Genomic DNA, 14,769 nt, shown 5'->3' with positions numbered 1-14,769 from the left:
CCAAGCGAGACCATCACCCGAGCACCGGACACCACCGCCAACCTTGCGTCACGCTCCGCCTTCTTCGCAGGAGTTGACGACCGTGGAAATATGTCAGACTAAACCGCCGAAAATATCCGCCGAGAACGGGCAAGGGGAGGGAATCGGTCGTTCGTTCGGCCGCTCTCACGCCCTCCCGGATCGCAGGCGGCGAACCCAAGGCGGAGGACCTGATGCTTACTCGACGCTTCTTTCTGGCCGGTGCCGCAGCTGCTTCGGCAGCGCCCGCCCTGGCAAGGGCACCATCCCCCGCGATCGTGAATCCGGTAGTGCGGCAGCGCGCCGATGCGCAGGTATTCCGCCATACCGACGGCTGGTACTACCTGACCGGTTCGGTGCCCGAATATGATCGTCTGGTCCTGCGCCGTTCCAGAACGCTTGCCGGCCTGGCGACGGCGAAGGAGCGGGTGCTGTGGCGGCATCAGGCAAGCGGGCCGATGTCGGGCTTCCTCTGGGCGCCCGAGTTGCATCTCGTGGATGGGAAGTGGGTGATGTACTTCGCCGCGGGCCCCAGCGGCGGCGGCGAGGACGTGTTCCGCATCCGCACCTATGCAGTGGTGTGCGACGGGGCTGATCCGATGACCGGCACCTGGTCGGTGCTGGGCCAGCTCCAGACCCCGTGGGACAGCTTCAACCTCGACTCGACCAGTTTCGTCCACAAGGGCCAGCGCTATCTTGCCTGGGCCCAGCGCGAGCCGGGGATCGAGACCAACTCAAACCTGTATCTCGCGCCGCTCGCCACGGCGCTGACGCTCGCGGCAAAGCCGGTGCGCCTGTCCGTGCCGACGCTCGACTGGGAAATCCAGGGGTTCAAGGTCAACGAGGCGCCGGCATTGCTCGCCCGTAACGGCAAGCTGTTCATGACCTATTCGGCGAGCGCGACCGACGCCCGCTACTGCATGGGCATGCTCACCGCCCGCGCCGACGCGGACATCATGGACGCCGCTGCCTGGACGAAGTCGCCGGAGCCCGTGTTCAAGACGTCGGCTGAGCACAAGATTTTCGGTCCCGGTCACAACAGCTTCACCGTGGACGAGCGTGGGCGCGACGTGCTGGTCTATCACGCGCGCGACTATGCCGAGATCAATGGGGATCCCCTGTTCGATCCCAACCGGCACACCCGCATGCAGTATTTTCGCTACGCGGCGGATGGAACGCCGGTGTTCGGCGCGCCGGTGGCGAACGGACCGCTCCGCAATCGCTGATGTGAGGCGCCTCGCTGGCCGATCCTGCGGCCGCGGGGCGCTTTGCCGACATCGCAGCGCGTAGTGACGGGAGTCGATCACTCCCGCGCCTTTTCGCGTGGAGCGAACGCTCCGTCCGCGCTTGTGCCGATTTTGCAACGCTCCGAGAAATTCGACTGGGCGCAGCCGCCGCAGCAATAGCGCGGCTTGCAGTCCCCGCCTTTCGTGATACGGATAAGTCTGAGTAATGAGCGCCACCAAAGCGCCGTCTCTTGAACCTTTTGTCGTGGGGAGGATACCAGATGGTGTCGAAATTGCTGTTTCTTGCTTCGGTCTCCGTGGCGTCCATCGCCCTTGGCGGGCAGGCAAATGCACAGGTTTCACCTGCTGCCGGCGCAGACGCGCAGCAGCAGGGGGGCGGATCCGCGGAGCAGGTGAATGACGAAATCGTCGTCACCGGCGTGCGTGCATCGATCATCGGTGCGCTGAATCTTCGTCGCGACTCGACGCAGATCGTCGACTCGATCGTGGCCGAAGACGTCGGCAAATTGCCTGACAACAACGTGGTAGAAGCGCTCCAGCGCGTCACCGGCATCCAGGTGACCGACCGCGGGCAGGGCGAGGCCGCCGGCATCCAGATCCGCGGGCTTCCCGATGCGCTGACCACGCTGAACGGCCGCAACGTCTTCACCGCTGCCGGCCAGGCCTTCACGCTGCAGGATGTATCCGCGAACCTCGTAAAGCGCGTCGACGTGTTCAAGACGCGCGCGGCCGACCAGATCGAGACCGGTCTTGCCGGCCAGGTGGATGTGGTCACCCGCCGCCCGTTCGACTTCAAGGGCTTTGCCGTCTCGGCGCTGGTGCGCGGGATCTACGACCAGGAAGCCGACAAGATCAACCCGAACGCGGCGCTGCTGCTCAGCGATCGCTGGGAAACCGGCATCGGCGATGTCGGCCTGCTGGTAAACGGCAGCTACACCCGATCGAAGTTCCGCACCATGTCGACCACGGCCGGCGCCTTCGTGCCGTTCGCCACGCTGACGCCGCCGGCGGGCACCGGGCTTACCGGCTTCCAGCGCATCTTCCCGGCGGCGACCGATCCGAAGACGGGCGCGTTCCTTTCCGGGCCCGCAGTGGGCAACTGGAAGGTCGGTTCTGAGACCGGCCTGCCCACCGCCGCCGGATCGACCCTGCCGGTCAACGGTATCGCCACGCCCTATTGGCTGTCGCGCGATGCGGTGTTCAGCTCCGACCTTTACGGCAAGCGCGAGCGCCCCTCCGCCAATGTGGCGTTCCAGTGGGCGCCCAACAGCAGCTCGGTCTACACGGCGGAGGTTTTCTACGCGGGCTTCCGCGGTGAAACCTATAACAGCCTGCAGTTCAGCTTCGTCGATTTCTGGGCAAATCCGCAGGCGCCGACGCTGTATGACGGTACCAACATCGTGAAGTCGCGCGTGGCGAACAGCGTCTATGGCTTCAACAGCGGCGACTACACCCGCAGCCAGACCGACAGCTTCGTCTATGCCTTGAATGGCAAGTGGGATCTGGGCAGCCGCGGCGGGATCGTCGCCGATGCTGCCTATCAGACGAGCAAGTACAAGACCGCGTTCTTCGCGATGCGCAGCGATCGCGTCGCCAACCGGATCACCACGAACTTCAACGCTGGTGGCGGTATCCCGTCCTACCATTTCGACAATGATGCTGCGCTGGCCGACCCGAGCACGTGGAACGTGGCTCAGCTCTACGACAATGCCAGCCGCGACAAGGGCAGCGCGTTCACCGCAACACTCGACGGACATTATGGCTGGGATTCGGGCTTCCTCCGGCAGATCAAGGCCGGGTTCCGCTTCGACGATCGTCGCGCGTCGAGCGACGTGCGCACCGCCGATGCGGGCGCGCTGAACCGGCCGCTTTCCAGCCTGCCGTCGGGTGCCACCTTCACCAACTCCAACTTCTTCGAAGGCCGCGGCGACGTGCCGACCAGCTGGGTCAACGCCAACGGCTATTACAACTACGCCCATGCCGACGACATCCGCCGGCTCTATGGCCTGAAGACCTCCGACAAGCTGACGCTGACGCGGGTGTTCGACGTCCAGGAGCGTACCACCGCCGCCTATGTCCAGGCCGATGGCGAGTTGTCGATCTTCGGCCGCCCGCTGAAGGTGCAGGGCGGCGTGCGCTATGTCGCGGTGGACACCGACGCGGTGTTCGTCGACCGCTTCAACAATGGCGCGATCACGCGCGCCTCGCCGGGTTCGGACCGCTTCCTCAGCAGCGTCACCGCGCGCTACGAGATCACGCCGAAGCTGCGCGCCCGCCTCAATTATGGCGAGACGCTCCGTCGCCCGAACTTCGGCGACATCAACCCGAATTTCTCGCTGACCGGCGATCTTACCAATGTTGGTTACGGCACGGGGTCGGCGGGTACCGCCAGCCTCCAGCCGACCACGTCGAAGAACTATGACGCAGCGCTGGAATGGTATTTCGCTCGCAACAGCGCGATCACCGTCACCGCCTTCCGCCGCGACATCCAGGGGCTGGTCGTGCCGGTGAGCCAGCTGGAGGTCATCCCGAATAACGGGATCGTCGCGGGTGCCACCAACAACTTCGTGATCAGCCGCCCGGCCAATGCCTCCGACGGCGTGCTGAAGGGCCTTGAAGTGGGGCTTACCTATTTCCCGACCTACCTGCCGTCCTTCCTCGACGGTCTCGGCTTCCAAGGCAGCCTGACCGTGCTGGACTCCAGCCAGAATGTGCCGATCTACGACAATGCCGGCAAGCAGGTGGGCGAGCAGCAGTCCGGCTTCTTCGGCGTGTCCGACCTCTCGTACAACGCCACGCTCGCCTATGACCATGGCCCCTTCGGCGCGCGACTTTCCTATGTCTACCGCAATGCCTGGCAGGTGCGGAACGAGGCGCGGCTGTTCGCCAACCCGCTCGGCGTGTGGCGCCGGGCCGAGGCGAGCCTGGATTTCCAGCTGACCGCCCGGATTACCGATCGCCTGGGCCTGACCTTCGACGCGGTGAACCTGACGCGCACCAAGCAGCAGGAATATTACCGGTTCGGGGATGTGGGCGACAAGGATCGCTTCAACCTGGGCACGGTGCTGATCCCGCGGACCTTCGCGATCGGCGCACGATACAGCTTCAACTGATTGCCAGCGGGCGGGCCGATCGGTCCGCCCGCTTTCTTTTCGGGAGAACCCCTGACGTGAAACGTTCCTCTTCCCTGGTGCTGCTGCTGCTCGCCTCGGCGTGCGGTGGCGGCGGCAATCCCGCGCCGCCTGCTTCGGTCGCCGCAGCTCCGACCCCGACCCCGACGCCCGCACCTGCGCCGTCGCCTGTGGCGAGCCCGGTGGCGGCCTCCATTCCGCTGAGCGGGGCGATCAGTCCGGTGCATGATCCTTCAATTCTGAAGGACGGAGACACCTATTACCTGTTCACTACCGGCAATGCCGGCGATCCGCAGGGCCTGCTGGCGCTGCGAACCTCGAGCGACCTGCGGACCTGGACGCTGCGCGGCGGCAGCTACACGGCCCTGCCTGCCTGGACCCGAACGACCGTGCCGGGGGCCACAGGGATGTGGGCGCCTGATATCTCGAAGGTCGGGGGCCAGTACCGGCTCTATTATTCAATCTCCACCTTCGGCAGCAACCAGTCGGCGATCGGCCTCGCCACGGCGACCAGCATCGATCCGGCGGCACCGGCGGCCAATTGGGTCGATCGGGGGGCGGTGGTCCAGTCGCGGACGGGCGACGATTTCAACGCGATCGATCCCATGGCGTTCAGTGATGCGGACGGCCGGTCGTGGCTGGTGTTCGGCAGTTTCTGGACGGGCATCAAGCTGATCCGGATAGATCCGGCCACCGGCCTGCAGCTTGCCGGCAATGCAGCGCCCCGGGCGCTGGCCCAGCGCCCGGCGCCGGGTGCGGTAGAGGCGCCCTTCATCATCCGACGCGGGGCCTATTACTACCTGTTCGTCTCGTTCGATTCCTGCTGCCAAGGCGCGGCGAGCACCTACAACACCGTTGTCGGCCGATCGTCCGCACCCGACGGCCCTTATGTCGATCGCGACGGCAAGCCCATGCTGCAGGGGGGCGGGACGCCCGTGCTTTCCAACGGGCAGGCAGACGGGAGCCGCTTCGTCGGGCGCGGCGGGGCGTCCATCCTGCAACAGGCAGACGGGGACTACATCGTCTATCACGCCTATGACCGGCTGCAGAACGGCGCCCCCACGCTCCAGATCCAGCCGCTCAGCTGGACGGCCGATGGCTGGCCGGTGGCGAACTAGCACGACCATGCGGCCAGCAACTCGGGCGCGCCCGGGCGTGTGGCGAACGGGATGGGTGTCGTGGCCCGGGGCCTCCATCGGGAAGTCGCGTCCCTTATGCTGGGCGGACAACCGGGGAGGGGCGCGTGCCAATGTTCAGGATCGTCACCGTCATCGCCATGCTGGCCGCTGCACCCGCTTCGGCGCAGGAGGGCGGATGGTTCGGCCTAGGCGGGTTTGACAGCGCAATCTTCAACTCCCAAGCCAACGACATCCTACGGCGTTCGCACCAGCAGATTTTCGGCGAAAGCGTCGAGGAATCACTGCGGCGCCCCGCGACGTCGGTGCCGCGGACGGCACGGCCGGCTGTTGCGCCAACGGTGGTGCAGCGGGTGGCCGCCGAACTCGCGTCCGGTTTCCCCCCGGAGCAACGCGGCAGAGCGGCGGCATCGTTCGCGGATCTGTATCGGCGCTACGGGCAGCTCGAGCGGCATCTCGGCATCACCGCGGGGGATCCGGCCGGCGGGGTCGCTTCGCTGACGGCCGCCAGCTACATGGCGTTCGCCGATTCAGACGTCAGCGACACCGCCTTTCGCGCGCTGTATGCCCAGATGCGCCGCCTACCTGCCCAGCCTGCTGCGGCTGGGGACGACGCGCAGGGCCGCGTCACCATCGCGATCCTTGCCACCTACCTTGCGGCCACGCGCGAGGCGCTGAAGGAACAGCCCAGCGCAGAGCGCGCCGCAGCGCTCAAGGCTGCCGGCGGCACGTATCTGCGCGCATTGCTGGGGATCGATCCGGCGCGCGTGCGGATCGGGGAGCAGGGGCTATCCTTGCGATAAGGGCGCCGGGCGTCAGGACGGCGCGGCTTGCCAGTGGAGTTCCAGCTTGGCTTCGAACAGGCGGAGTTCCTGATCGAGCACCGCCACCGCTTCGTCATCCTCATCCGCGATCGCGAAGCGCATCCGGGTGCACAACTCGTCGATGGCATATTCGGCATGCGCTACCGCATTGGGTACGCGGTTGATGACGGTCGAGGCATTGCCGGCAAGCGCAACCAGCCGCGCCAGCCCGGCTGCATTCACCGTGCGGGGCTTCTGGTCCAGAAGGCACAAGGTGCCCAGCGCATAGCCGTCGCTCGTCACCAGCGGCGCCGCGTAATAGGCGCGCACGTTCATCTCGATCACCGCCGGCGCGAACTTGAACCGGGGCTCGCGCCAGGCATCGGCCACGCAGAGTGGCGCAAAGCCGGGTATCTGGATCGCGGCATCGCAGAAGCTGTCGGGCCGGGTGAACTCCCGGGGATCGAAACCGTAGGCGACGGCAAGCCAAAGCCGGGACCGGTCGACGATGGAGACGGCGGCAAAGGGGAAGCCAGTTTCGGTTGCAGCCTGTTCGACGATGCAGGACAGTTCGGCGTCGCCGCGCATCCCGAAGACGCCGCTCGTCAGTACCCGTGCCTGCCGGCGCAGCTCTGACAAGGTTTGCACGGAAGTTCCGCAGTCTTTTTGGGTCATTCCGTTAGCCTCCCCGAATGGAAGGAGGCTAGCGTGGCGGTGGGAGGGCGTGCAATGCTTAAATAGGGAAGTAGATGATCTATGTTAATACGCGGGCTGTGTTCGTGGAGCGGATGCTGGACTGGACGTCTGCGGTTTCAACCATGGCAGCCCTCTGTTTGGTGAAGCCACGTGATTTTGACGGCTTCTCTGCCGAGAACGTGCTTCGGAACCGCACTTAGGCGGCCATGATCCGGTCGATCGTCAGTCACGCATCGCGATGATGCGGGGCAGGCGCTGGATCGGCTCCACGGTGATCCGCCGAAACCAGGTTTCCGCACCTTCGGACTGGAGCTGGATGTGCCCGTGCGTCAGGGGCGTGCGCTTGCCATCCGGGCCGATCACCGCAAGGTCCCGTGCCTCGGCGACCGGAACCCCGTTGACGACGTGTATCGCACGATCCCCGACGACGTAGAGATCGAGTGTGTTCCATTCTCCTTCCGCCTTTTCCGCGTCGGTCGCGGCTTCGACGTTCCAGGTTGGCGTACCGTTGATCATGTCGACCATCCGGCCGTCGGTGCGGAAGCGGAGGTGCGGTGCGATCAGCGCCGGGTCGAAGGCGGCGGTGGTGTGGGCGCGCAGTTGCTTGCCCACCATCACCAGCATGCCCGTGGATCCCTTCATGATCTCGAACTCCACCGAGGGCTGCCAGGTGCCGAACACCTCGCCGGCGCGGCCGTGCGTATGGTAGAGCAGGCCGTTATTTGGCGCCTGGCTCTCGCGCGGCGCCCAGCGCTTGGCGCCCCATTTGAACTGCAGCCGCAGATGATAATCGCGCAGGTCCGCGCGGTGCACGAGGCTGCCCCAGGTCTGGCCCTTCACCCAGATTGCCGGGCCTCCATCGATCCTCCGCACGGCGAAGTCCTCGCCCGTATCGCGCGAGGTACCCAGCGGCGCTGCGCCCGGTTCGCCCCGATAGGTGACGGCAGGATCCGCATAGCCAAGCCAGGGCTGCCAACCTCGAAGCGATTTGCCGTCGAACAGCGCAATCGCCTTGCCGGTTGGTTTCGGCAGGTCGGCCAGCACCAGACGCTGGCGCGCGGAAGGCGCCTCGCCGGCGAGTGCGCGGGCAAGCTCCTTTGAATCCTGGGCAGGTGCGGCCACCGGCAGGGCAAGCAGAAGGGCGAGCGAACGCAGCATCATCGACATCCTTGTGCGGCTTTCTTGTGCGGCTTTGGGAAACCGGCTCCCTCCCGGCAGGAGGGGCTGGCGCGTCTTACCGCGGTTTCTCGCCGAGGCTCCACCGGAAAATGTCCGCGCGTGCGGCTGAAGGTCAAGAAATCACTCAGTAAAGACAGCCCCTTGCTGCCTTCCACGGCAGCCTTCGATCGATTGAAGACGCGTCGCTGCCTTCGCACGCCGCCGGCACCAGCCAGCTGGCATCCGCGAGGCGTACGCGCCGCTTCCGGATCAGCGCTTGCCCCGCAGCGCTTCTTCCATCCGCTCCAGCCGGACCCCCTTCGTCTCCGGGAAGAAGCGCCAGACGACCACGAGCTGGACCAGGGTGGCCGCCGCAAAGAACCAGAAGGGCAGGCTGCGATCGAATTCGCGGGCGAGGACCGGGAAGCCGAAGCTCAGCACGGCCGCCCAGATCCAGTGGGTTGCGCTTCCCAGTGCCTGGCCGCGGGCCCGCACGCGGGTGGGGAATATCTCCGAGAGATAGACCCAGATCACTGCACCCTGCGATACGGCGAAAAAGGCGATGAACAGGACCAGGAGCGGCAGCAGCAGCGCTTCCCGGCCGGTGCCGGAATACACGCCCGCCACGCCCGCCAGTGCGACGGCGGTGCCTGCTGCGCCGACCAGCAGCAGCGTGCGCCGGCCGACACGGTCGATCAGCGTCATTGCCAGCAGCGTCGCCAGCAGGTTCGCCGCGCCGATCGAGACGGCCTGCACGTCGGCGGAAACCTGGCTGAAGCCGGCGGCGGCGAAGATGTCGTTCAGATAGTAGAGGATCGCATTGATGCCGGTCAGCTGGTTGAAGCTGGCAATTGCGATGGCAAGCAGGATCGGCTTGCGATGGAGCGCCCAGGAAAGCCGTTCCTCCACCGCTGCTTCCGCATCCGGCGCGGTCAGCGTCCAGTCGGTCAGGCCGATCTGGGCGGCGACGTCCAGCGCCTCGCTTTCCCGGCCGCGCGCGGCGAGCCAGCGCGGGCTTTGCGGGATGGTGAACATCGCGGCCAGGAAGATCAGGCCGGGGACGATCATGACCCCCAGCTTCCAGCGCCAGCCGCTGCCGTCCTCCAGCAGCGCCGTGACTACGGCATTGCTGCAATAGGCCGCGAGGATGCCGCTTACGATCGAAAGCTGGAACAGTCCGACCAGCGCTCCGCGGCGCGACGCCGGGCTGATTTCGGCGATGAACACCGGCGCCAGCACGGAGGCGCCGCCGATCGCCAGCCCGCCGATGAAGCGGAACAGCACAAAGCTTGCCAGATCCCAGGACAGCGCACATCCCAGCGCGGAGAGGATGAAGGCGATGCCGACCCAGCGCAGTACCGCGCGGGCGCCGTATCGGTCCCCTGGCATGCCGGCGCCGAGCGCGGCGATCAACGTGCCGACGAGCGCGGCGGACACGGCGATTCCGGTACCCGTGGCGCTTAACGCGAAGGCATGCGTGATCGGGGTGGTGACCCCGGAGACGACGGCGGTATCGAAACCGAACAATAATCCGGCCAGGGCGGCTGCCACGGCAATCCTGCTTTGCGTGCCTGTTGCCATGCTGGAACCCTCTTCCCGTCTCATGCTCGTGCGCTGACCATTTCCGATCGATGCGCCGCTTCGGCCTGCGATAACAATCGATTTGCAGACGCGGTGCAAGCAAGGACCACCCGAAGGCCGTTGAATTGCTAAATTTGCTGAATAAAATCCCGCGGTCCACGGGTCCGAAGCGAGAGGCCCTGCGGGGAGGATCGAACAAGATGAAGCTGTTGCTGGCCCCGCTTTCCATGCTGCTGCTGTCCGCTGCCGCGGCGCCGGAACCCCGAATAGCGGTGACCGGCGGTGTGATAGAGGGGCGCCGGGCCGACGACGGCGCGCTCGTCTTCCGCGGCATTCCCTATGCCGCCCCACCGCTTGCGGGGAACCGCTGGAAGGCGCCGCAGCCCGTCAGGCCGTGGCGCGGTACGCGCCTGGCGGCGGCGCCCGCACCGGCATGTCTCCAGAACGACGCCGGCTGGAACAAGGGCGACGCAGCCCATGCCAGCGAGGATTGCCTCACCCTCGACGTCCGCACGCCCGGGAAGCAGGGCAGGCGGCCGGTCATGGTTTGGATCCACGGCGGCTCGAACCGCGCGGGATCGGCCCGAGGCACGGTGGACTCCCGGCTTACGACGAACGGCGTCGTGCTGGTTGCCGTCCAGTATCGTCTTGGCATCTTCGGGTTCCTTGCCCATCGCGGCGCGGCTGCAGAGGCGCGGGGGCATGCCGGCAACTACGGCCTGTTGGACCAGATTGCGGCGCTGCACTGGGTGCGCGCAAACATCGCGAAGTTCGGCGGGGATCCCGCCAACGTCACGATTTTCGGCGAGAGCGCGGGGTCGCAGGATGTATCGCTGCTGCTCGCCGCACCGGCGACGCGCGGGCTTTTCGCCAAGGCAATTCTGGAGAGCGGGACGCCGGGGTTCGGCATGCCGTTCCGCTCGCGCGCGGAAGGCTTCGCGCTGGGCGACCAGGCGGAGCGGCTGGTCGGCACACGGGGCATCGCCGGTTTGCGCCATGCTCCTGCGGCGAGCCTGCTGGCCGCAGACCGACAGCTGCACGATCCCGTGATTGCGCGCGCCCATGCCGTGTGGAACGACGACATGGTGTGGCTGCGCACCCAGATTGACGGGCTGGTGCTTCCCCGGTCGCCGCGCCTGCTGCTCCAGGAAGCGCCGCCGCGGCCGGTGATCCTCGGCACCAGCGTCGCCGAGTTCGGCCCGGCGGAAGGATCGATCGCGCTCGCAGATGCGCTGCGCGCGGCGTTCGGCGCGCAGGCTGCCAGTCTCGCGGACCGCTACCGGGCGCCCGATCCCAGGCGCGGCGGGCCGTTGCTGGCGCTTTCCACCGATCTGATCTTCGGCTGCCCGACCGAACGTCTGGCGACGCTGCTCGCCGGCCGCGACTGGCCGATCTGGCGCTATCGCTTCGATCTTGCCCGAGATGGAGGCCGGAGCAGCCATGGATCCGAGCTGCCCTATCTGTTCGACGGGCTCGCCGTCGCCGGCCAGCCTGCGCTGCTGCAGCGCCTCTGGGTTCGATTTGCGCAGACAGGCGCGCCGGATCCCGCCGCCTGGCCGCGTTACACCGCGCGGCGGCCGCAGGAAGTGCTGTTCGATGCACAGGGAATGCGCGCCGTCGACGCTGCGCCACCGGCTGCCTGTGCCCTCCACGACACGCTGTAGAGGCGCCTGGAACGATACTTGCTCATCTTCGCAAGATGAGAAAGGAAAGTTGAATTATTTAAGTTGACCATTTCGGCGCTTTGATCTCTACATGACGCCAAGACGGCAAAAAGCCGCTAGTCCGGGAGGGGAGAAGATGCGCACCTGCAAAAGGCGCACCACGACTGCCTCTCATCGCTTGGGAGTTTTGAGACATGGTGCAGTCGTTCCGCCGCCGCCGCAGCAATCTGCTTTGTGCAGTCTCCCTTCTCTGTTTGGGCACGAGCGGCGTTGCGTTCGCGCAGGACAGCGCTCCAGCGGCTGACAGCGCTGCCGGACAGGACGGCGAGATCGTCGTCACCGGCATTCGCGCGTCGCAGGCCCGCGCCATCGAAGTGAAGCGCGATGCATCCTCGGTGGTCGACGCGATCTCGGCGGAAGACATCGGCAAGCTGCCCGACGTGACGATCTCGGACTCGCTCCAGCGCATCACCGGCGTGCAGATCCGCCGCGACGCGGGCGAGGGTGCCGCGATCAATATCCGCGGCCTTCCGCAGGTGACCACGCTGCTCAACGGCGAAGCCTATCTCGGCGCCAATTCGATCACGACGATCCAGCCCAACTTCAACGACATCCCGTCGCAGCTCTTCTCGGGCGCGGACGTGATCAAGTCGACGACGGCGGATCTGCTCAACGCCGGTATCACCGGCACGGTGAACCTGCGCACCCGTCGCCCGTTCGACCTGAAGCGCGGCCTTACGCTCGCGGCGACGGCGGAAGCGTCCTACGGCGACAAGACCAAGAGCTGGGATCCCAACGTCAACGGCCTGATCGGCTGGCAGAACGACCGCGTCGGCTTCATCGTCTCGGCCGCCTATTCGGACCTCAACCTGTCCAACTCGCACAACGGCATCCAGGAAGGCTATGGCGCCGCGCTGCATAACGAGGGGCTGGCGGATGCCACGAGCTGCGGCGGCTTCTCGCCCCAGGCGCCCGGCTGCACCGCCGCCACGCGGCCGCGCGGTACGCCGGTCGCCGGCGGGATCGACGTCAACGGCGACGGCGACGCGAACGACACGTTCATCGTGCCGCAGGGCTTCACCGCCTGGAACCGCATCACCCAGCGGCAGCGCCTTGGCGTCAATGGTTCGTTCCAGGCCAAGCTCAACGACGCGCTGAGCTTCACCGCCGACGGCTTCTATACCCGCCAGACGCAGTATAACCGCACCGCTGGCATCCAGATGCAGAACGTGAACTGGCAGGCGGCGGAGTTCGTCCCGCTGAAATCGCAGGACACGGGCGCGACCTCGGGCGGCTATCACGTCAACACGACGCAGGTGTATCAATATGATCTCGGCAACTTCGATTCCTATTCCGAGACCTACAAGTGGAAGTCGGAATCGCAGAACTACAATGCCGAGCTGCGCTTCGATAACGGCGGCAAGTTCCGCGCGACGCTGCGCGGCCTCTATGGCAAGGCCACGCAGAACCAGGACCAAAGCTACCTTCAGTTCAGCGTAAGCAATGGCATCCAGTGGCAGCCCGGGGGCATCGGCCATTACCCGGCAGCGCTGGGGGGGGGGCGTGCCTTCAACCCCGGCGGCTACACGGTCAACACGCTGGCTGGCGTGAACTCGCTTCGCGCGACGGTGGACTATACCGGCGACGAGCCCAGCTTCACCCTGCCGACCCAGCTTACCTCGCTGCTCGGCAACGCGGCCAATTACGCGCTCAAGACGATGTCGTCCGAGGACAATTACCGGCGCCGCGCGGACCTCAAGGTCGGTCGCTTCGACGCCGAATATGACGTCAGCGACACATTCAACATTACCGGAGGCGTCCGTTATAGCGATCGATCGGTCGACAATTACCAGTTCGAGCGCGTGGCGCCGGTCTATGCGGGGCAGGGGGCGAGCAATGCCGCCGGCTGCCTGGTCAAGTGGAAGGCGTTCGACGTCTCGGTCAACGACAAGACCTGTTCGGCCGGCGACGGCACGCGCTTCTACACCGCGGGTCTCACGCGCAAGGCGACCGATCCGGTGTTCAACGGCCAGGTGAAGCCGTACAACCTGCCGGGCAGCGGCCTGCCCGCGGTTTATGTTCTAGATCCGCACACGATGGACAATGCCGCAGCGTTCCAGAACGGCTTCTACCCGAACGAGCAGGAGCATCTGAACCCGGGTGCGTCCTATGACGTCGGGATCAAGCAATGGTCCGGCTATTTCCAGCTCAACTTCAAGGAGCTGGAACTGGGCGGCATTTCCGTGCGCGGGAATGGCGGCCTGCGGGTGATCAACACCAAGCTCGATATCCGCCAGAACGTCGTAGGCGGACCGCTGCCCTATGGGTTGTCGAACCAGGACGGCGGCGACCTGCGCACGCAGCGCAACTTCACCGACTTCCTTCCGGCGTTCAACCTCGCCTTCGACTTCACGCCAAAGCTGCGCCTGCGGCTCGCCTATGCGCGCACGATGACGCTGCTCAACCTCGACCAGTGGGGCGGCGGCTTGACCCCGGGCTATGCGATCGACACCTCGACTGGCCTGTTCCGCGTCACCGGTGGCAGCCAGGCGGGCAATCCGCAGCTCGATCCGTGGCGTGCGGACAATCTCGATGCGTCCGTCGAATATTATATCGGTCGCGCCTCGATGATCAGCCTTGCGGCCTTCTACATCGACGTCCAGAGCTTCATTCAGAACGGCATCATCTACCGCAGCGACCTGCCCGACAATGACGGTGTGGTGCGCAACCGCACTGTGCCGATCAACACGCTGGTGCAGGGCGGAGGCGGCACGCTGAAGGGCATCGAAGCGTCGTGGAAGCAGTCGCTGGGCGATATCGGCTTCATGCCGACCTTCCTCCGCGACTTCGGCTATGACCTGAACTTCACCTATTCGCCTTCCTCAACGGGCGACCGGGATCTGGCGGGCCAGGAAATTCCGTTCCAGGACAATTCCAAGTACCAGGCGAATGCCGCGCTCTACTACCAGGCGCACGGACTCCAGGCACGCGTTGCGTGGAACTACCGGTCGAAGCGTGCCGTCCAGTCCAACTTCGTCAACGGCCTGACGGGATCGGAACTGTACCAGGCGCCCACCAACTATGTGGACGCGTCGATCAGTTACGATGTCACGCCCAACTTCACGATCTACGGACAGGGTCAAAACCTGACTGGCGAATACGAGAAATACTACATCGTCTATCCGAATGAGCGCGCTTACAACAACATCTACGAACGCCGCTTCATGGCAGGTGTCCGCGCGAAGTTCTGAGGCACCTCTCCCTGGCGCCTCGGTCCCTTGCGGATCGGGGCGCCGCATTTTCCGAGTGCTTCCACCGATCGCGGCTTGGCCCTA

8 protein-coding genes and 1 pseudogene are annotated in these 14,769 nt (G+C 65.7%); 6 read left to right on the top strand and 3 right to left on the bottom strand.

Annotated elements, in window-relative coordinates; all coding sequences use genetic code 11:
- Positions 1-212 precede the first annotated feature (212 nt).
- The 4 genes and pseudogenes from V7E00_RS09230 to V7E00_RS09215 all read left to right on the top strand — a co-directional run.
- Positions 213-1,241: pseudogene (locus V7E00_RS09230) on the top strand (glycoside hydrolase family 43 protein); the annotation flags it as partial.
- 284 nt (positions 1,242-1,525) lie between these two features.
- Positions 1,526-4,378 carry a TonB-dependent receptor gene (locus V7E00_RS09225; RefSeq protein ID WP_333572317.1) on the top strand — a complete coding sequence of 951 codons (2,853 nt, stop codon included), beginning with the start codon at positions 1,526-1,528 and terminating at the stop codon, positions 4,376-4,378.
- A 56-nt stretch (positions 4,379-4,434) separates the two neighbouring features.
- The gene (locus V7E00_RS09220) at positions 4,435-5,514 is read left to right on the top strand and encodes an arabinan endo-1,5-alpha-L-arabinosidase (RefSeq protein WP_333572316.1); all 1,080 of its coding nucleotides are present in this window, start codon (positions 4,435-4,437) and stop codon (positions 5,512-5,514) included.
- Between the two features lie 131 nt (positions 5,515-5,645).
- The gene (locus tag V7E00_RS09215) at positions 5,646-6,335 is read left to right on the top strand and encodes a DUF6683 family protein (protein WP_333572416.1); all 690 of its coding nucleotides are present in this window, start codon (positions 5,646-5,648) and stop codon (positions 6,333-6,335) included.
- Positions 6,336-6,347: 12 nt separating this feature from the next.
- On the opposite strand, the gene V7E00_RS09210 is transcribed toward V7E00_RS09215, so the two are convergent.
- The 3 genes from V7E00_RS09210 to V7E00_RS09200 form a co-directional block, all read right to left on the bottom strand.
- Entirely contained in the window at positions 6,348-6,983 is a 636-nt protein-coding gene (locus tag V7E00_RS09210) for a GAF domain-containing protein (RefSeq protein WP_333572315.1), read from the bottom strand.
- A 270-nt stretch (positions 6,984-7,253) separates the two neighbouring features.
- A complete protein-coding gene (locus tag V7E00_RS09205; RefSeq protein WP_333572314.1) occupies positions 7,254-8,192 on the bottom strand; it encodes a 3-keto-disaccharide hydrolase in 939 nt (312 codons plus the stop codon).
- A gap of 267 nt (positions 8,193-8,459) precedes the next feature.
- Positions 8,460-9,770 carry a sugar porter family MFS transporter gene (locus V7E00_RS09200; protein ID WP_333572313.1) on the bottom strand — a complete coding sequence of 437 codons (1,311 nt, stop codon included), beginning with the start codon at positions 9,768-9,770 and terminating at the stop codon, positions 8,460-8,462.
- A gap of 200 nt (positions 9,771-9,970) precedes the next feature.
- Between V7E00_RS09200 and V7E00_RS09195 the strand changes: the two genes are divergently transcribed.
- The gene (locus tag V7E00_RS09195; protein WP_333572312.1) at positions 9,971-11,434 is read left to right on the top strand and encodes a carboxylesterase/lipase family protein; all 1,464 of its coding nucleotides are present in this window, start codon (positions 9,971-9,973) and stop codon (positions 11,432-11,434) included.
- Between the two features lie 194 nt (positions 11,435-11,628).
- A complete protein-coding gene (locus V7E00_RS09190) occupies positions 11,629-14,685 on the top strand; it encodes a TonB-dependent receptor (RefSeq protein ID WP_333572311.1) in 3,057 nt (1,018 codons plus the stop codon).
- The last annotated feature ends 84 nt before the right edge of the window (positions 14,686-14,769 follow it).

Origin of the sequence: Sphingomonas sp., from assembly GCF_036731925.1 — a bacterium.
Taxonomy (GTDB): domain Bacteria; phylum Pseudomonadota; class Alphaproteobacteria; order Sphingomonadales; family Sphingomonadaceae; genus Sphingomonas.
Note: the sequence above shows the minus strand (reverse complement) of the source record. Positions and strands in the feature narration are given on the sequence as shown.